At 74.3% G+C, this 18637-nt stretch carries 13 protein-coding genes and 1 pseudogene; 8 read left to right on the plus strand and 6 right to left on the minus strand.

Annotated features, from left to right (window positions below; genetic code table 11):
• Positions 1 to 510, plus strand: a pseudogene (locus tag AB0D94_RS33090) (hypothetical protein); the annotation flags it as partial.
• A gap of 692 nt (positions 511 to 1202) precedes the next feature.
• Here AB0D94_RS33090 and AB0D94_RS33095 read toward each other — a convergent pair.
• From AB0D94_RS33095 to AB0D94_RS33105, 3 genes are read right to left on the minus strand one after another with little or no spacing between them, the layout of a single operon-like run.
• The gene (locus AB0D94_RS33095) at positions 1203 to 2126 is read right to left on the minus strand and encodes a sugar phosphate isomerase/epimerase family protein (protein ID WP_362059818.1); all 924 of its coding nucleotides are present in this window, start codon (positions 2124 to 2126) and stop codon (positions 1203 to 1205) included.
• Positions 2123 to 3280: a dihydrodipicolinate synthase family protein gene (locus AB0D94_RS33100; RefSeq protein ID WP_362059821.1), complete on the minus strand. Its 1158-nt coding sequence runs from the start codon at positions 3278 to 3280 to the stop codon at positions 2123 to 2125. The genes AB0D94_RS33095 and AB0D94_RS33100 overlap by 4 nt, the downstream gene beginning before the upstream one ends.
• A complete protein-coding gene (locus tag AB0D94_RS33105) occupies positions 3277 to 4428 on the minus strand; it encodes a Gfo/Idh/MocA family oxidoreductase (protein WP_362059824.1) in 1152 nt (383 codons plus the stop codon). The genes AB0D94_RS33100 and AB0D94_RS33105 overlap by 4 nt, the downstream gene beginning before the upstream one ends.
• A gap of 213 nt (positions 4429 to 4641) precedes the next feature.
• Here AB0D94_RS33105 and AB0D94_RS33110 point away from each other — a divergent pair, with 213 nt between their 5' ends.
• Positions 4642 to 5718, plus strand: coding sequence for a LacI family DNA-binding transcriptional regulator (locus AB0D94_RS33110; protein WP_362059885.1), 1077 nt, complete (start codon positions 4642 to 4644; stop codon positions 5716 to 5718).
• Complete coding sequence (locus AB0D94_RS33115; RefSeq protein WP_362059827.1) at positions 5715 to 6560, plus strand: sugar phosphate isomerase/epimerase; 846 nt, start codon at positions 5715 to 5717, stop codon at positions 6558 to 6560. The genes AB0D94_RS33110 and AB0D94_RS33115 overlap by 4 nt, the downstream gene beginning before the upstream one ends.
• A 746-nt stretch (positions 6561 to 7306) precedes the next feature.
• Here AB0D94_RS33115 and AB0D94_RS33120 read toward each other — a convergent pair.
• Complete coding sequence (locus tag AB0D94_RS33120) at positions 7307 to 8449, minus strand: substrate-binding domain-containing protein (RefSeq protein WP_362059830.1); 1143 nt, start codon at positions 8447 to 8449, stop codon at positions 7307 to 7309.
• Between the two features lie 235 nt (positions 8450 to 8684).
• Between AB0D94_RS33120 and AB0D94_RS33125 the strand changes: the two genes are divergently transcribed.
• From AB0D94_RS33125 to AB0D94_RS33145, 5 genes are all read left to right on the plus strand, one after another.
• Positions 8685 to 10577, plus strand: coding sequence for a beta-galactosidase family protein (locus AB0D94_RS33125; protein WP_362059833.1), 1893 nt, complete (start codon positions 8685 to 8687; stop codon positions 10575 to 10577).
• 14 nt (positions 10578 to 10591) lie between these two features.
• Entirely contained in the window at positions 10592 to 11635 is a 1044-nt protein-coding gene (galT, locus tag AB0D94_RS33130; RefSeq protein WP_362059836.1) for a galactose-1-phosphate uridylyltransferase, read from the plus strand.
• Positions 11632 to 12789 carry a galactokinase gene (galK, locus tag AB0D94_RS33135; RefSeq protein ID WP_362059839.1) on the plus strand — a complete coding sequence of 386 codons (1158 nt, stop codon included), beginning with the start codon at positions 11632 to 11634 and terminating at the stop codon, positions 12787 to 12789. Before galT ends, galK begins: the two co-directional genes overlap by 4 nt.
• Before the next feature lie 156 nt (positions 12790 to 12945).
• Complete coding sequence (locus tag AB0D94_RS33140) at positions 12946 to 13905, plus strand: aldo/keto reductase (protein ID WP_362059842.1); 960 nt, start codon at positions 12946 to 12948, stop codon at positions 13903 to 13905.
• Positions 13902 to 14873, plus strand: coding sequence for a D-2-hydroxyacid dehydrogenase family protein (locus AB0D94_RS33145; protein ID WP_362059845.1), 972 nt, complete (start codon positions 13902 to 13904; stop codon positions 14871 to 14873). The genes AB0D94_RS33140 and AB0D94_RS33145 overlap by 4 nt, the downstream gene beginning before the upstream one ends.
• A gap of 51 nt (positions 14874 to 14924) precedes the next feature.
• Here the strand turns inward: AB0D94_RS33145 and AB0D94_RS33150 are convergent, their stop codons facing one another.
• Together AB0D94_RS33150 and AB0D94_RS33155 are read right to left on the minus strand one after the other, a co-directional pair.
• Positions 14925 to 15788: an ABC transporter permease gene (locus AB0D94_RS33150; protein ID WP_362059849.1), complete on the minus strand. Its 864-nt coding sequence runs from the start codon at positions 15786 to 15788 to the stop codon at positions 14925 to 14927.
• Positions 15785 to 18523 (minus strand): alpha/beta fold hydrolase, encoded by a 2739-nt coding sequence (locus AB0D94_RS33155; protein WP_362059852.1) that lies wholly within the window; start codon positions 18521 to 18523, stop codon positions 15785 to 15787. Before AB0D94_RS33155 ends, AB0D94_RS33150 begins: the two co-directional genes overlap by 4 nt.
• Positions 18524 to 18637 lie beyond the last annotated feature (114 nt).

Here is an 18637-nt window from a genome sequence, read left to right on the forward strand (position 1 = left end):
GCCGCCGAGGCCGCCGCCCCGGCCGGGCGCCCGCTGGCCGCCGCCAACTCCGCCCTGCCCTGGCCCGAGGCGCCGCACGCGGCGCTCTGGCACGCGGCCACGATCCTGCGCGAGCACCGCGGGGACGGCCACCTCATCGCCTTGCAGGCCCACCACCTCGACCCCGTCGAATCCCTGGTCCTGCAGGCCGGAGTCGGAGCCGTCCCGGCCGGGGCCTTCGAGAGCCGCCAGTGGACGGCGCAGGACTGGAGCGCCGCCCGTGAGCGCCTCGTCCCCCGGGACCTGCTGGACGGCGACGGCGCGGCCACCGAAGCCGGGCTCGCACTGCGCACCGCCGTGGAGAAACTCACCGACGAACTCGCCGCCGCCCCCTGGGCCGCGCTGACCCCGCCGGAGGCGGCCCGGCTGGCCGAACTCCTCCTCCCGCTCGCCCTCGACATCGTCGGCGCCGATCTCCTCCCGACGCAGAGCACCCTCGGCATCGGCATGAAGTACGACTACCAGGACTGACCACCCTCCACCGAACGGGCGCCGGTACCCAGGCCGCAGCACAGCCCGCCCTCACCCCGCGGGACCGCCCCGCCCCCGGCCGGCATCCCAGATCCGCCCGCTCCCGTTGCCGCTGGCCCCGCGCCGCCGTCGACTGGCAGGCGTCGTCACGGCACCCGGGCCGGCATCCGCCGACCGGCCGGCTGCCCGGGCCGCTGCCGACCCGCGGGGGTTGTCGGCTCCCGGGCCGGGATCTGCTGACCTGGTCGGGCCCGCTGGAGCGCTGCCAACTCGGGGGCGTCCTGCCCCCCCCGGCCTCCCCAGATCCGCTCGCTCCCGCCCGCCGCGCCGCCAACTCGCGGGGTCGTCTGGGCCCCCGTGCCAGGGATCTGCTGAGTCGGTCGGGCTGCCGCGGGGCTGCCGACCTGGGGGGCATGTCGGCTCCCGGGCCGGTATCCCCAGACCCGGTCGACCCGACCGCGCCGCCGACCCGCGTGGGCGTCTCGGCCCCGGCGCCCGGAACCGCCGATCCGGTCGCGCTGCTGGGGCGCTGCCGATCTGTGGATCGGGCCGGGGTCCCTGACGCGGGCCGGCCGCTGGCGCTGCCGGCGCACGGGGGCATTTCGGCTCCCCCGGACCGGATTCACAGATCCGGTCGGTGCCGTCGGCGCACCTGCTGTTGCGGCGGAGGGCCGCAGGCGGGCCGTCCCCGCTCACTCGACGTGTGCGCGGTAGCGTTCGATCACCTCCCGCAGTACCTCCTCACCGTCGCGGGCCCACAGCCCCGGTTGGAAGATCTCGACCTCCACCGGGCCCCGGTATCCGGCTCCGTCGGCCAGTTCTATGAAGCTCCGCAGGTCGATGGATCCGTCGCCCAGCTGTCCCCTCCCCAGCAGCACGCCTTCGGGAAGCGGAGTCACCCAGTCGGCCACCTGCACCGATACGATGCGGCCGCCTTCGCCTGCCCTGCGCAGATCGGCCGGCAGCCGTTCGTCCCACCACACGTGGTACGCGTCGGCCACCACTCCCACCTGGTCCGCGGGGAACTGCTCGGCGAGGTCCAGGGCTTGTCCGAGGGTGGAGACCACGCAGCGGTCCGAGGCGAACATCGGATGCAGCGGCTCGATGCCCAGCCGTACCCCGTGCGCTGAGGCCCACGGCGCCAGCTCGCCCAGGACGTCGGCGATCCGCCCGCGAGCCCCCACCAGGTCGCGGTCGCCCGAGGGCAGCCCGCCCGAGACCAGGACCAGTGTGTCGGCGCCCAGTTCGGCCGCCTCCTCCACAGCCCGGCGGTTGTCCTCCAGCGCCTCCGCCTGGCCGGCCGGGTCGGCGGCGGTGAAGAAACCGCCGCGGCACAGGGAACTGACGCGCAGCCCGGCGCCGCCGACCAGCTTCGCCGTCTCCCGCACGCCGAACCCGCGCACCGGGTCCCGCCACAGCCCGACCGCGCCCACTCCAGCCGCCGTGCACCCCGCGACCAGCTCGGGCAGCGACCACTGGCGGATCGTCTCCTGGTTGAGGCTGAACCGCGCCGGGGCACGGGCCGATACCTGGGCCTGGTCCTGGGCCTGGGCTTGGTCCTGGGTAGGGGCCGGGGCCGGGGCCGGGGCCGGGGTGGGCGCGGGGGAGGGGCTCATGACGTCACCCCGTACACCGCGAGCAGTCGGCGCATCCGGTCCTCGGCGAGCTCCGGGTCCGGGAACAGGCCCAGTCCGTCCGCCAGTTCGTAGGCGGTGGCCAGGTGGGGGAGCGACCGGGCCGACTGCAGCCCGCCCACCATCGTGAAGTGCTCCTGATATCCGGCCAGCCAGGCCAGCAGGACCACGCCGGTCTTGTAGAAGCGGGTGGGCGGGGCGAAGAGGTGTCTGGACAGGGGCACCGTCGGATCCAGCAGCTCCCGGAAGCCCGTGGGATCCCCCCGGTCGAGTGCGAGGGCGGCCCGGGCCGCGATGGGGGCGATCGGGTCGAAGATCCCCAGGAGAGCGTCGCTGGCCAGCTCCCCGTCACCGGCGATCAGTTGCGGATAGTGGTAGTCGTCGCCCGTGTAGCAGTGCACGCCTGCGGGCAGCCGCCTGCGGATGTCGACCTCCCGCTCCGCGTCCAGCAGTGAGACCTTGATCCCGTCCACCTTCTCCGGGGACCCGGCGATGATCTTCAGGAAGACGTCGGTGGCCTCGTCGAGGTCGTCGTGGCCCCAGTAGCCGGCCAGCTCCGGGTCGAACATCGGCCCCAGCCAGTGCAGTACGACCGGCCGCGCGCTCTGCCGGAGCAGACCCCCATACACCGCCAGATAATCCTCCGGGCCGCGCGCGGCAGCGGCCAGCGCCCGCGAGGCCATCAGGACCGCCCTCGCCCCGCAGGCCTCGGTGTGCGCGAGCTGTTCCTCGTACGCCGCGGTGATCGTGGCAAGGGAGTGCGGAGCCCCGGCGGAGAGCTGGTCGGTACCCGCGCCGCAGACGAGCCGCCCGCCCACCGCCCGGGCCTCGGCCGCGGAACGCCGGATGAGCTCCGCCGCCGTAGCCCAGTCGAGGCCCATCCCGCGCTGCGCGGTGTCCATGGCCTCGGCCACCCCGAGCCCCTGGGCCCACAGGCGGCGTCGGAAGGCCAGCGTGGACTCCCAGTCGAGGACCGGCCCGGCTTCGGCCGACGCGGCCAGCGGGTCCGCCACCACGTGCGCGGCCGAGTAGAAGGTACGCGCGCGGGCCGGGCCGCAGGCCAGGGGTGCGAAGGGATCGCCGTTCGGACGGTACAGGCGGTACCCGCCGTCGGCCGAGGGGAGCCGGATGCTCACAGGACCACCTCCGGCACTGTCAGCCGCAGCCCCTCGGCCGAGGAACGCAGGCCCAGATCGGCGAGCTGCACCCCTCGCGCCCCGGCGAGCAGATCCCACTGCCAGGGCTCGTCGAGCACGATGTGCCGCAGGAACAGCTCCCACTGGGCCTTGAAGCCGTTCTCGGAGGGGGTGTTGTCCGGAACCTCCTGCCACTGCGAGCGGAAGGCCTCGGTCTGCGGCAGATCCGGATTCCACACCGGCTTGGGCGTCGCACCGCGGTGCTGGATCCGGCAGCCGCGCAGCCCGGCGACCGCCGACCCGTGCGTGCCGTCCACCTGGAACTCCACCAGCTCGTCGCGGTGGACCCGGACCGCCCAGGAGGAGTTGATCTGCGCGACCGCGCCGCCCTCCAGCTCGAAGATCCCGTACGCGGCGTCATCTGCCGTCGCCTCGTACGGCTTGCCCTGCTCGTCCCAGCGGTGGCCGATGTGCGTACGGGTGAGGGCCTGCACGGTGCGGACACGGCCGAACAGCTCGTGCAGCAGGTACTCCCAGTGCGGGAACATGTCGGCGACGATGCCCCCGCCGTCCTGCGCGCGGTAGTTCCACGAGGGCCGCTGCGCGGGCTGCCAGTCCCCTTCGAACACCCAGTACCCGAACTCCCCGCGCACGGAGAGGATCTCGCCGAAGAAGTCCCCCTCTATCAGCCGCTTCAGTTTCAGCAGCCCCGGCAGGAACAGTTTGTCCTGGACGACGCCGTGCTTGATCCCCCGGGCCGCGGCCAGCCGGGCCAGCTCCAGTGAGGACTCGAAGCTCAGGGCCGTCGGCTTCTCGCAGTACACGTGCTTGCCCGCCGCTATGGCCTGCCGCACCGCCGTCTCGCGGGCGCTGGTGACCTGGGCGTCGAAGTAGATCTCGACTTCGGGATCGGCCAGCACGTCCGCCAGGTCCGTACTGACGTGCTCCAGCCCGTGCTCCTCGGCGATGGCCCGCAGGGCCGGCTCCCGCCGCCCCACGAGGACCGGCTCCGGCCACAGCGTCGTGCCGTCACCCAGGTCCAGGCCGCCCTGCTCGCGCAGTGCGAGCACGGAGCGGACCAGATGCTGGCGGTACCCCATACGTCCGGTCACGCCGTTCATCGCGATCTTGATCGTCCTGCGTACCACGGTGTCCCCCTCCTTCACGTCTGTGGTTCTACGGCGTCGAAGCGGATAGAAAGCGCTTTCACTTCCTCAACGGTAAAGCTGTGAACTGCTCCAGTGCAACACTCGTTCGAGTGATGGAAAGCGCTTTCTTTTTGAGGGAGAATGGAGATCCGCAGACCGGATGAGACGATGACCCAGGCCGCAAGCAGGGGTCCGGACAAGGGGAGGTGCATGATGGCGGTGACTCTCGCCGAAGTGGCGGCGCACGCGGGCGTATCGCCCGCCACGGTCTCGCGCGTACTCAACGGCGGGTACCCGGTGGCCGGCGGTACCCGGACGCGTGTGGAGCGGGCCGTGGAGGAGCTCGGCTACATCGCCAACGGCCCCGCTCGCGCGCTCGCAGCCGCCACCTCCGACCTCGTCGGCGTGCTCGTCCACGATGTCGCGGACAGCTTCTTCGGGATCCTCGCCGGCTCCCTGCAAGGCGCCCTGGCACCCAGCGGCGGCTCGGACGCCCGCCGACTCGCCGTCGTATGCAACACCGAGGGCAACCCCGCGGCCGAACTGGCCTACCTCGCCCTGCTGGAAGGCCAGCGGGCCGGTGGTGTCGTCCTCACCGGCGGCGCCGTCGAGGAGCCCGGGCACACCGCGGCGCTCACCGCCCGCGTCGCACGGATGGCGGCCACCGGCGCGCCGGTGGTCCTGTGCGGGCGGCCTCCCCTGCCGGTCCCCGAGGGGCTTCCCGTCGCCACCGTGATGTTTGACGACCACGGAGGGGCCTTCCGCCTCGCCGAACACCTCCTGACACTCGGCCACCGCCGCATCGCCTACGTCGCAGGCCCCCCGGACCTGAGCACCACCCGGGAACGGCTCGCCGGACACCGCGCCGCCCTGTTGCGCCACGACCCCGACCTGCCCGAGGCTTGCGCACCCCTCACCGTGTACGCCGGATTCGAACGGGCCGCCGGTTACGACGCCACCCGTGAGCTGCTGCGCCGCGGACTGCCCTTCACCGCCGTCGGCGCGGCCAACGACAACGTGGCGACCGGTGTCGCCGCGGCCCTGCGCGAGGCGGGCATACGGATTCCGGAGGACGTCTCCGTCGCCGGTTTCGACGACCTCCCCTTCTGTGTGGACACCGCGCCCGCGCTGACCACAGTCCGTGTGCCCCTGCGCGAAGCGGGCGCGCTCGCCGCCCAACTGGTCACCGGACGCAGGCAGCCACCCCTGAGCGGCATCACCACCCTGCCCACCGAGCTGATGGTGCGCGGCTCCACCGCGCCGCCCCCGGGGGATGGGAGCCGGCCGTGAAATACGCCTTCTCCGCACTCGGTTTGCCCGGTGCCGACATCGACCGCAGCGCAAGCCTGGCGGCCGCCCACGGGTTCGACGGCCTCGAACTGCGCGCGCACCCCGAGGAACCGCTGCACCCCGGCAGCCCGGTCGCCGAGCGCGCAGCGGCCCTGCGGACCCTCCGGGCGGCGGGCGTCAGCGCCCTCGGCGTCGCGGGCTATGCCAAGGTGGCGGCGCCCGGCGACGACGCGCCGGTCCTCGCCGAGCTGCGCGCCCTGGTCGGGCTCGCTGCCGACCTCGAAGCGCCCTGGGTGCGCGTCTTCCCCGGCGGAGCCGGGCTGCCCGAGGCGGCCGCCGACGCCCATGCCGTGCGCAGGCTGTCGGCGGTGGCGCCGTTCGCCCAGCGGCACGGGGTGCGGATCCTGCTGGAGACCCACGACTCGCACCGCACCGGCGCCGCGGTCGCGCGGGTGCTGGACCGGGTCGGGCATCCGGGAACCGGCGCACTGTGGGACGTACTGCACACCTGGCTGGGGGGAGAGTCGCCGGCGCAGTCCCGGCGGGCCCTTGCCGGACATCTGGGCTACATACAGGTGAAGGACGTGGCGTCGGCGCAGGAGCTCACCCCGCTCGGGCTCGGCGCGGGCGTGCTGCCGCTCGCCGAGGCGGTGGCTGTCGCACCGCGGGACGGCTGGCTCTGCTGGGAGTACGAGAAGCGTTGGTACCCCGACGCCGCGGAGCTGCCGGGGCGGCTCACTCGGGGCCGGGAACACCTGGAGATACTCGTGGCGGCGGCGGCCGCCCATGTGGATCAGGCAGATCAGGCCGAACGGGCTGGCCACCCCGGAACGATGCCGTAGCGGAAGGGCGGACCTGGGGAGTGTCGTCAAAGGGCGTCCTCGGTCGGCTGGCACGTGGCCCCCGGCCGTGCCCCGGCGCCCCCCGCCCCGCTCGGCCCGTGGCCCGTCCATGCCGTCCGCCCCCGAGCCCCGGCACACACCCGCCTGGCCCGTGGCCCGTCGGTGCCATGTTCGTCCCCGAGCCCTGGCACACCCTCGCCCGGCCCGTGGCCCGTCCGCGCTCCGTCCGCCTGGTGGCCCGTCCCGGCCCGCGCCAGGCACGCCGCGTCCGGTCCGTAGCCCGTCCGTGCCACGTCCGCCCCTGTGGCGCGTCGGCGCCGCGCCCGCCCTGTGCCCATCCGCGCTCCGTCCGCCCGCCCCTGGCTCGCCCCGCCGCCTGGCAAACCCCGCGCTGCGCCCGGCCCGCGCCTGACCTGCCCCGCGCTCGGCATCCCCCGCCCGGCCCCGCGCGCGTCCACCCGCCCCTGGGCTCGCCCCGAGCCCCGCGCCGGGCAAGCCCCGTGCTGCGCCCGGTTCGCACCCCGTCCGGCCCGGGGCCTGCCCCGCGCCCCGGCACACCCCCGCCCGGCCCGTGACCCGTGCTTGCCCCGTCCGCCCGCGCCTGGCCCGCCCCGTGCCCCACCCGCCCCTGGCTCGCCCCGCGCCCACGCCCCGCACCCCCGCGCCCCGCCCGGCCCGCGCCCCCGTCTGGCGGGCGTCCGGCTTGGGCGGGTGTCAGGTGGGTGTGGGGGCGGGCGGTGGTTGGGTCATGGGCGGATGGTCAGGCGGGGGAGCAGGTCCAGGTGTTGGCGAGGGGGGGCCTGGGGGGTGGCTGATGTCGGGGAGGGGGAGAGGCGGTCCAGGAGGAGGGCGGCCGCGCGGGCGCCCACCTCGTGCTTGGCCGGTGCCACCGCCGACAGCGGGACGTCGGCCATGCCGGCGACCTCGTCGTCGTACGTGATCACGGCCAGGTCCTCCGGCACCCGCACGCCCCGTGCCTGGAGCCGGGGGATCAGCATGATCGCGTCGGTGTCGCTGTGGATCAGCGCGGCCGTCACCCCGCCCGTGGTCACGGCCTCGCACAGGTAGTCCAGCGTCCGGGCGAAGAGTTCCGCGTCCGAGAGCGGAGCAGGGCCGGCCGGGGGCCACGGCGGCGCGGGTTCCAGTCCGAGGGCGGTGACGGCCGCCTCGTAGCCGGCCCGCAGCCGGGCCGTGGTCGGGGTGGTCCGGCTGGCGAGCGCGATCCGGCGGTGGCCCGCCTCCGTCAGGTGCTGCACCGCCCGGGCCGCGCCGTACGCGTGGTCCGAGGACACCCGGTCCAGCGCCGCCGCGGGGTGCCCAGGCGGAGCCCACCGTTCCACCAGGACGGTGGGAACCGGGAGTTCGGCCGTCCACGCGCCCTCGCCCGGCCCGGGGGATCCGGCTTCCCAGTTCGGGGTCAGCAGCAGTCCGTGCGCCCCGGTGGACAGCAACCGGTCGGCCTGGGTCCGGTCCTCACCGGGCAGATAGCGGGTCAGCCCCACCGTCAGCCGCGCTCCCCGCGCCTCGACGGCCTCACGGGCACCGCGTACGACATCGGCGTAGTAGTACTCCGTCGTGGGCACCACCATCCCGATCACCAGCCCCTCGCCACCGCCGCCCCCGGCCGCCGGTCCGCCGGCGACCGCCCGGGCCGATCCGGCGCTCGGGCCCCCCGCGGGCCCGCCGCCCGGCGTCCGGCCCGCCGCCACCCGGCTGATCACCCCGTGCATCCGCTGGATCTCGCCGCGCGCCGCCATCGCCTCGATGTCCCTGCGCAGGGTGACCGGGGAGACGCCGAGCTCCTGGGCCAGGTCGGCCACGCGCACACTGCCCCGTTCCTGGACGAGGGCGAGCACCTGTGCCTGACGTTGGTCTACGTGTGGTCTCAAGGGATCCCCCTGCGGTCTGCGCGCCCGTCTGCGGTCGGCGTGCGCGGTCTGCTGGTGTGAACACCGGTGCGGGTGGTTCGCGGGTGGGTTCGCTCCGGCAGCGCCATCATAAGCATTCGAACCGATCGATTCGATCGATTCCGATCAACTGGTCATTGACGACCCGGCCGGTACGTTCATATATTCGGCGGCGACCCGCACCTCACGGCATCTCGACTCACTCGGGAGTCAGCGCATGCTCACGCACGACAAGGACGGATTCCGGCGCGCAGAGCGCCCCCACCGCATCGTCTCGGGGGCCCTGCACTACTTCCGGGTCCATCCCGACCTGTGGGAGGACCGGCTCAGGCGGTTGCGTGCCCTGGGCGCCAACACCGTGGACACCTACGTCCCCTGGAACTTCCACGAGACCGCTCCCGGCGAGGCCGACTTCACCGGCTGGCGCGACCTCGGCCGTTTCCTGCGCACCGCCCAGGACCTCGGCCTCGACGCCATCGTCCGCCCCGGCCCGTACATCTGCGCCGAATGGGACTTCGGCGGCCTGCCCGCCCGCCTCCTCGCCGTCGACGGCCTCCACCTGCGCTGCTCCGACCCGCGGTTCGAGGCCGAGGTGGACGGCTGGTTCGACCTCGTCGTCCCCGAGCTGCTGCCCCTGCTCGCGAGCCGCGGCGGGCCGGTGGTCGCCGTGCAGATCGAGAACGAGTACGGCTCGTACGGCAACGACACCCGCTACCGCGCGCACGTGGAGCAGGCCCTCGTGGAACGCGGCGTGGACTGCCTGCTGTTCACCGCCGACGGCCCCGAGGACGCCATGCTCCAGGGCGGCATGCTCCCCGGACGGCTCGCCACCGCCACCTTCGGCGCCCGCCCGGCCGAGCGCCTCGACGCCCTGCGCCGCTACCAGCGGGCCGGCCCGCTCGCCGCGATGGAGTTCTGGATCGGCTGGTTCGACCACTGGGGCGAGGGCCACCACGTCCGCGCCGTCGAGGACGCGGCCGACTCGCTCGACGAACTCCTCGCCACCGGCGCCTCCGTGAACCTGTACATGGCCCACGGCGGCACCAACTTCGGCTTCTGGGCGGGCGCCAACCACACCGGATCCCGCCCCGGCGAGCCCGGCTACCAGCCCACCGTCACCAGCTACGACTACGACGCGCCGATCGGCGAGGCCGGGGAACTCACCCCCAAGTTCCACGCCTTCCGCGAGGTCATCGGCAAGTACGTGCCGCTGCCCGAGGATCCGCTGCCCGAGCCGCTCCCGCGGATCACCCCCGCCCTGGCCACCCCCGCGGGCACCGCCCCGCTGCTGAGCGCGCTCGACCTGCTCGGCGGGCCCCCTGTACTGCGGCCGGCCCCCGAGTCCATGGAACGCCTCGGCCAGAGCCACGGCCTGATCCACTACCGCACCACCATCACCGGCCCCCGCCCCGCGATGCCCGTCAAGATCGACGGCCTCGGTGACCGCGCGTACGTCTTCGCAGACGGGGTTCCCCTCGGCGTCCTCGACCGCAACGCGCCCGACGAGGGGCTCGACCTGCCCGTCGCGGAGTCGGGAGTGGTCCTCGACGTGCTGGTCCGCGCCCAGGGGCGGGTCAACTACGGTCCCCTCCTCGACGACCGCAAGGGCATCTGGCGCGGCGTACGCCATGGCCACCAGCAGCTGTTCGAGTGGGAGATCCGCCCGCTGCCGCTGACCGACCTCACCGGACTCGACTTCGCACCGGCAGCAGCGCCGGCCACAGCAGCGCCGGCCGCAGCGGCGCCCGCCGTAGCACCGCCGGCCGCAGCACCGCCGGCCACAGCGGCGCCACCCGCCGCGGCAGGCACCGCCCCGGCGGAGACCGGCCGGCCCGCCTTCCACCGCTTCACCCACGCCCCCGAGCATGCCCCCGCCGACGGATTCCTCGACGTGTCGGGCTGGGGGACCGGGCTGGTCTGGCTCAACGGGTTCCTCCTCGGCCACTACGACACCCCGCGCGGCCCGCAGAGCACCCTCTACGCGCCCGGGCCCCTGTGGCGGACCGGCCAGAACGAGATCATCGTCCTCGAACTGGAACGCCCCGGCACCGGACTGCCCCTGCTGGACCAGCCCGACCTGGGCCGGCCCACGGTCGTCACCCTCCAGTAGGAGAGGATCCTCACGTGAAGCGCACGAGCACCCGCCTCGCCGACGGCCGCGAGATCCTCTACTACGACACCGACGACGGCGCGGCCCGCGCCTTCCCAGACACCCGGCCGCTCGGCGCGGCCCCGGCCCAGGGCGCCTCCGAGGTGCGCCGAGACCCGCTGCTCGGCGACGCCGTCGTCATCGCCTCGCACCGCCAGGGCCGCACCTACCACCCGCCCGCCGACGCCTGCCCGCTGTGCCCGTCCACCGAGGGGCGCGCGAGCGAGATCCCGGCCCCCGACTACGAGGTGGCCGTCTTCGAGAACCGTTTCCCCTCCCTCGCCGGGGACACCGGCCGCTGCGAGGTCATCTGCTTCACCCCCGACCACCGCACCTCCTTCGCCGAACTCGACGAGGAGCGCGCCGCGCTGGTGCTGGCCGCCTGGACCGACCGCACCGCCGAACTCTCCGCCCAGCAGGGCGTCAGGCAGGTCTACTGCTTCGAGAACCGGGGCACCGAGATCGGCGTCACCCTCGCGCATCCGCACGGGCAGATCTACGCTTTCCCCTTCGTCACCTCCCGCACCACCCGGATGCTCGCCACCGTCGCCGCCCACCGCGCGCGCACCGGAGGCAACCTCTTCGAGGAGGTCCTGGCCGCCGAGCGGGCCGAAGGCACCCGCGTCGTCCTCGAAGCGGAGCACTGGACGGCCTTCGTGCCGTACGCCGCCCGCTGGCCCTACGAGGTCCACCTCTACCCGCACCACCGGGTCCCCGACCTGCCCGCCCTGGGCGACGCGGCCCGGGCCGAGTTCCCCCGGGTCTACCTGGAGCTGCTGCGCCGCTTCGACCGGCTCTTCGACCGGCCCGACCCGACCCCGTACATCTCCGCCTGGCACCAGGCCCCGGCGGGTGAGGGCCGCGCCGATTTCGCGCTCCACCTGGAGCTGTTCACGGTCCGGCGCACCGCCGACAAGCTGAAGTACCTCGCCGGGACCGAATCCGGGATGGAGGCCTACATGAACGACGTACGGCCCGAGGACGCGGCCGCACGGCTGCGGGAGGTGGCGGGCCGGTGAACGCGGCGGCGCACGGTTTCCGGGAGCTGTACGGGTACCCGCCCGAGGGGGTCTGGGCGGCCCCGGGCCGGGTCAACCTGATCGGCGAACACACCGACTACAACGACGGCTTCGCCCTGCCTTTCGCCCTGCCCCAGCGGACCGAGGTGGCCGCGGCCCGGCGCACTGACCGGATCCTCAGGGTCCACTCCGCCGACGTCCCCTCCGGGGTGGTGACCCTCGACCTCTCCGCCCTCGATCCGGCGCACCCCCCGCAGGGCGCCGACGGCTGGGCCGCCTACCCGGCCGGGGTGGTGTGGGCCCTGCTGGACGCTGAGCTTCCGGTCAGCGGCGCCGATCTGTGGATCCGCTCCGACGTGCCGACGGGGGCGGGCCTGTCCTCCTCCGCGGCGCTGGAAGTGGCCACCACCCTGGCGCTCACCGACCTGTACGGGCTGCCGCTCACCCGGCCCGAACTGGCAGCGCTCGCCCGGCGCGCGGAGAACGCCTACGTCGGCGTCCCCTGCGGGGTCATGGACCAGATGGCCTCCGCCTGCGCCACCGACGGCCACGCCCTCCACCTGGACACCCGCAGCCTCGAACAGCGCCACATCCCCTTCGACTGCGCGGCGGCGGGCCTGCGCCTCCTCGTCATCGACACCCGGGTCAAGCACGACCTGGCCGACGGCGCCTACGCGCAGCGCAGGACCTCCTGCCACGAGGCGGCCGCGGCCCTCGGCCTGCCCGCCCTGCGCGACCTCCCGTACGAAGGACTGGAGCAGGCGCTGGCCCGCCTCGGCGACCCGGTACAGCGCAGACGGGTCAGGCACGTCGTCACCGAGAACGAGCGGGTCGTACGGATCGAGGAACTGCTGCGGGCCGGGCGGCTGCGCGAGACGGGCCCGCTGCTCACGGAGGGGCACGCCTCGCTGCGCGACGACTACGAGGTGTCCTGCCCGGAACTGGACCTGGCGGCGGCCACGGCCGACGCGGCGGGCGCGTACGGCTCCCGCATGACGGGCGGCGGATTCGGCGGCTCGGCGCTGGCCCTGATCGACGCGGACGCCGAGCCGGAGGTGGGCCGGGCCGTGGCGAGGGCCTTCCGCGAGGCGGGCTACGCGCCGCCCCGCATCACGGCGGCCGCCCCGTCGGCGGGAGCCGCCCGCCTGATCTGATCGGATCTGATCCGGCTCGGCTCGGCCCCACCGAACCCACCCGACCCCGGCCTCGCGGCCGCCCTGGTGGGGAGGGGCCGGGCCCTCGGCCGGCGCCTCGCGGACCTCTTTTAGACTGACCCGACGATCAGTCAGGCACCACACAAGTGCGGAGGCATGAAACACATGCGCTATCTCTCCCTGGGCAATTCAGGTCTGCAGGTTTCCGCCATCGGTCTCGGCTGCAACAACTTCGGCAGCCGCCTCGACGCCGCGGCCACCCGCGCGGTCGTCGACGCCGCCCTCGACACGGGCATCACCCTCCTCGACACCGCCGACATCTACGGCGGCCGCGGCGGCTCCGAGCGCCACCTCGGCCAGGCCCTCAAGGGCCGCCGCGACCAGGTCGTCCTCGCCACCAAGTTCGGTTTCGCCGGGGTGGACATGCAGTACGGGCCCGCAGCCGGCTCCCGTGGCGGCCGCGCGTACGTCCGGCGGGCCGTCGAAGAGTCCCTGCGCCGCCTGGAGACCGACCACATCGACCTCTACCAGCTGCACAGCCCCGACCCGGCCACCCCCGTGGCGGAGACGCTGGTTGCCCTCACCGAGCTGGTCGCGGAGGGGAAGATCCGTTACATCGGCCACTCGAACCTCACCGGCTGGCAGCTCGCCGAAGCCGCCCACGTCGCCCGCGAGACCGGCGCGGCGCCCTTCGTGTCGGCACAGAACGAGTGGTCCCTGCTGGAGCGCTCGGCCGAACGCGAACTGGTGCCGGCCGCCCTGCACTACGGCGTCGGCGTGCTCCCCTACTTCCCCCTCGCCAACGGCCTGCTGACCGGCAAGATCCGCCGCGGCGCGCCCGTCCCGCCCGGCTCCCGCCTCGAAGGCCGCGACGCGTACCTCACCGAGGAGCGGCTCGACGTGGTCGAAGCACTGGCCGCGCTCGCCGACAAGCACGGCCGCAGTGTCCTCGAACTCGCCATCGGCTGGCTCTCCGCGCAGCCCGGCTGCGCCTCCGTCATCGCCGGAGCCACCTCCGCCGAGCAGGTACGCGCCAACGCGGCCGTCGCCGACCGCCCGCTGGAACCCGAACTGCTCGCCGAGATCGACGCGGTGGCGCCGGGCGTGGCCGCGTGACGGACCTGCTGCGCTGCGCGGTCCTCGACGACTACCAAGGGGCGGCGACCACCCTCGCCGACTGGTCCCCGCTCGCGGGCCGGGTGGAGGTGGTCACGTACACCGACCACCTCTCCCACGAGGACCGGCTCGCCGCGCGCCTGGCCGACTTCGACATCGTCGTCACGCTCCGCGAGCGGATCGCCTTCCCGGCCTCCCTGCTCGACCGGTTGCCCCGGCTCAAGCTGCTCGTCGCCAGCGGCATGCGGAACTCGGTGATCGACTACGCGGCCGCCACGCGCAACGGCGTCACCGTCTGCGGCACCGGCAGCTCCTCCACCCCGCCCGTCGAGCTGACCTGGGCCCTGCTGCTCGGGCTGGCCCGCGGCACCGTCACGGAGAACACCGCCCTGCGCACGGAGGGCCCCTGGCAGAGCACGATCGGCGCCGACCTGCACGGCAGCCGGCTCGGTCTGCTCGGCCTCGGCAAGATCGGCAGCCGGGTCGCCCAGGTCGGGCTCGCCTTCGGCATGGACGTGGTGGCCTGGAGCCAGAACCTCACCGCGGAGCGGGCGGCAGAGGTGGGCGTCGCACGCGCCGCGTCCAAGGACGAACTCCTCGCCGGCAGCGACTTCGTCTCCGTGCACCTCGCGCTCGGCGAGCGCACCCGCAGCCTGATCGGCGCCGCCGAACTGGCCCTGATGCGCCCGAGCGCCTACCTGGTCAACACCTCCCGGGCCGCCATCGTCGACCAGGACGCACTGCTCAAGGCCCTGCACGCGGGCACCATCGCGGGCGCGGGCATCGACGTCTTCGACGTCGAACCGCTGCCGCGCGACCACCCGCTGCGCACCGCGCCCCGCCTGCTGGCGACGCCCCACCTGGGCTATGTCACACGGTCCAACTACGCCACGTACTACGGCGAAGCCGTCGAGGACATCCGTGCCTTCCTCGACGGCTCACCCGTACGCGTGCTCCCGCTTCCGTAGGGAGCCGTCAGCAGACCGCTCCCTTCCGGGGGTTCCCCCGCAGAACGGGCATCAGGAGACGATGTCCTTGCGGGAGAACCCCCGGAAGGCGAGCGCGAACAGCACCAGCGCGTACGACACCGACACCGCCGTCCCCTTGACCATCCCGCCCCACTCCAGCTGCGGCTGCAAGGCGTCGGCCCACGCGAACTGCCAGTGCGCCGGCAGGAACTCGCGCCAGGAGCCGAGTGCGGTCACCGCGTCCAGCACGTTGCCCACGATCGTCAGCCCCACCGCCCCGCCGACCGCGCCCAGCGGCGCGTCCGTCCGCGTGGACAGCCAGAACGCCAGACCGGCCGTGACCAGCTGCGACACGAAGACGAAGGCGACCGCGAGGGCCAGCCGCGGGACCGTGTCCCCGGCGGTGAGCGCCCCGCCGGCCGGGAGCTTCAGCGGCCCCCAGCCGTACGCGGCCGTGCCCGCCGCGAGCGCCACCACCGGCAGCAGCACCATCGCCGCCAGGCTGAAGCCCAGCGCCACCACCAGCTTGCTCCACAGCAGCCGCGCCCGCGGCACCGGCGAGGCCAGCAGGTAGCGCAGCGAGGACCAGCTGGCCTCCGAGGCCACCGTGTCCCCGCAGAACAGGGCCACCGGCACCACCAGCAGGAAGCCCGCCGAGACGAACAGGCAGGTCGCGGCGAAGTTCGCACCCGACGCCGTGGCCGTGTCGATCAGGGTGATCCGGCCGTTCCCGCCGTCCCCGCTGCCCGGCCCGCCGCCCACCGCGAACGCGATCATCAGGATGAAGGGCAGCGCGGCCAGCACCCCGCCCATCACCAGCGTCCGCCGCCGACGCCACTGCCTCAGCGCCTCCACGCGCAGCGGCAGCGTACGGCTCGCCCGGTAGCCCGGGGCCACCTCCTGCACGGCGCTCACGCCGGACCTCCGATCAGGGTGAGGAACGCGTCCTCCAGCCGGCGGTGCGGCCCCACTCCGGTCACCGGCACCTCCAGCCGTACGAGTTCGGCGATCAGCCCCGCGGCCGTCGCGCCTTCGAGCCGCACCAGCAGCCCTTCCGGGGAGGCCACCACGGCACCCACTCCTTCCAGCGCCGCCACCTTCTCGACGCCCACCTCGTCCACCGGTTCCGCCAGCGTGACCAGCAGGGTGTCCCCGCCGCCGGTGATCTCGGCGACCTCGCCCGCCTGCACGAGCCGGCCGCGGTCCATGACGACCAGGTGCGTGCAGGACTGCTCCACCTCCGACAGCAGGTGGCTGGAGACGATGACCGTCCGGCCGCCCGCCGCGTAGCGGATCATCACGTCCCGCATCTCCCGGATCTGCGGCGGGTCCAGACCGTTCGTCGGCTCGTCGAGGATCAGCAGGTCCGGCATCCCGAGCATGGCCTGCGCGATCGCGAGCCGCTGGCGCATGCCCTGCGAGTACGTGCGCACGGCGCGCTCCAGCGCGTCGCCGAGCCCGGCGATCTCCAGGGCCTCCGCCATGTGCGAGTCCTCGGCGGGCCGGCCGGTGGCCTGCCAGTACAGCTCCAGATTGGCCCGGCCCGTCAGGTGCGGCAGGAACCCTGCGCCCTCCACGAAGGCCCCGACCCGCGACAGCACCGGAGCCCCGGCGCGCACCGCGTGACCGAACACCCGGATCTCCCCGGCGTCCGGCGAGATCAGCCCCATCAGCATCCGCAGGGTGGTGGTCTTGCCCGCGCCGTTGGGCCCGAGCAGCCCCAGCACCTGCCCCTTCTCCACGCGGAACGACAGGTCCCGCACCGCGTACCGGTCCTGCGCCTTCGCGTACCGCTTCGTCAGTCCCGTGATCTCCAGCGGTACGCCGGCCAGCGCGGGGTCCGGCTGCGCCGCCCCGCCCCGTGCCCCCGCGGCCCCCGGGCGGGTCCGGCGGATCCCGAGCAGCGCGGCGGCCAGCGCGGCCGCTCCCAGCGGCAGCCCCCAGCTCCAGGCGGGCAGCCCGGCGGAGGCGGTCCGTACGCCCGCGGCGACGGGGACGGCCAGCGGGCCCTGCGCCGAGACCGTGTAGGCGGCCGGGGCGGCCGGGCTCGCGTAACCGAGGTCGGTGGCGGCGACGACCAGCCGCAGCCGGTGCCCGGCCTCCACGGCGTGGTCGATCGCGGGAAGCCTGAGCTCGACGGCCTTGCCCTGCTGGGCGTCCTCCACCCGTACGGGGGCGACCAGCTGATGGGGCAGCACCTGCTGGCGTCCGTCCGGTCCGACGTCGTACACCTTGCCGAACAGCACGGCGCTGCCGTCCGCGGCTGTCGACCTCACGTTCAGGGTGACGGTCGGGGTGCCGGTGATCCGTACGTCCTTGTCCAGGGGCTCCGACTCGAACCGCGCGTTCTGCCCCGGGAAGTCCAGCGAGAGCCCGGCGCCGAAGGCGGCGAGCTGGCCGCCGATGCCGGGCAGGGCGGACAGCGCGGGGGGCGCGCCGCCCGCCGGATTGGCGAAGGTCTGCTCGCGTCCCGTCAGGGCGAACTCGCGCGGGCCGGACGTGAGCCCGGGATACCGCTCGCCGCTCGCGCCGCGCAGCTGCACCTCGCCGTCGGTGGAATCGATGCCGCCGGAGCGGGAGACCCGGAACGCCGGGCCGGTGTCCGTGCCCCCGTCGGCCCCGCCCTCCTTGAGGTAGCGGTCGAACCAGGCCGTCACCCGGGCCTCGACCCGGCCCGCCTCGCGCTCGCCGCCGTCGTGCCCGCCCGCCGCCCAGTCCACGGAGACCGGCGCGCCGTTCGCCGCGATGGCCTTGGCCATGGCATCGGCCTGGTCCAGCGGGAAGAGCGAGTCGTCCTGGCCCTGCACGATGAGGGTCGGCACCTTGATCTGCTCGCCGACGGCCGAGGGACTGCGCTGCTCCAGCAGCGCACGGGCCTCGGGGTCGGGCTTCCCGGCCACCGCGACCCGCTCGTACATCGCGCAGAGCTCGGGCTGGAAGCGCCCGCAGCCGGTGGCGGCCGCCGGATCGGCGGCCCGCGCCCCCTGCTGTGCGGGCTGCCCGGGCTGCATGACCCCGGCGGAGCCGGAGGTGAAGAAGATCCCGGCCCACAGCTTCTTGAAGACGCCGCCGGGGAAGAGGGAGTCCGTCAGGTTCCAGTAGGTGATCTGCGGGGCGATGGCGTCCACCCGCCGGTCGTAGCCGGCGGCGAGCAGCGAGATCGCACCGCCGTAGGAGCCCCCGGACACGCCGACGCGCGGGTCGCCGTCCGCGTCGAGCCGTACCTCGGGGCGGGCCGCGAGCCAGTCCACGAGGCGGGAGACGTCCTTGACCTCGTACGCGGGATCGTTCAGGCCGATCTGGCCGCCGGAGCGGCCGAAGCCGCGCGCCGACCAGGTCAGTACGGCGTATCCGTCGCGGGCCAGCCGCTCGGCCTGGGCACGGACATCGTCCTTGCTGCCGCCGAAACCGTGCCCGAGGAGCACAGCGGGACGTTTCTGCGTGCCGCCCGCCGTGAAGTAGGAGGTGTCGACGGCGACGTCCGGCCCGTCCGAGCCGGGCATGTTCAGCATGTGGTCCTGGCGGTGCACGGCCGGCGCGTCGTCGGAGGCGGCCGCGGCCGTCCACGTACCGGCCCCCGCGACGACGGCGAGCGCGGCGGCCCCCGCGAGGAGACGGTCTCGGCGGCGCCGGGGCAGTCGGAGCTTCATACGGAAACCCTAAACGCCCGGTGCCCCGCGCCCGAGCGCCGCAAGGGGGATGTCCCCACCTTCCCGAGGACTACGCGGGGGCGCGCCGCATACCGCGTCCGCGGTACACGGGCA

Source organism: Streptomyces sp. NPDC048255, from assembly GCF_040652415.1.
GTDB lineage: Bacteria > Actinomycetota > Actinomycetes > Streptomycetales > Streptomycetaceae > Streptomyces.

Coding starts and splice junctions, on each gene's coding strand:
- AB0D94_RS33140 (WP_362059842.1), top strand. CDS start 12,946: ATGAAACACATGCGCTATCTCTCCCTGGGCAATTCAGGTCTGCAGGTT.
- AB0D94_RS33125 (WP_362059833.1), top strand. CDS start 8,685: ATGCTCACGCACGACAAGGACGGATTCCGGCGCGCAGAGCGCCCCCAC.
- AB0D94_RS33155 (WP_362059852.1), bottom strand. CDS start 18,523: ATGAAGCTCCGACTGCCCCGGCGCCGCCGAGACCGTCTCCTCGCGGGG.
- AB0D94_RS33110 (WP_362059885.1), top strand. CDS start 4,642: ATGGCGGTGACTCTCGCCGAAGTGGCGGCGCACGCGGGCGTATCGCCC.
- AB0D94_RS33095 (WP_362059818.1), bottom strand. CDS start 2,126: ATGAGCCCCTCCCCCGCGCCCACCCCGGCCCCGGCCCCGGCCCCGGCC.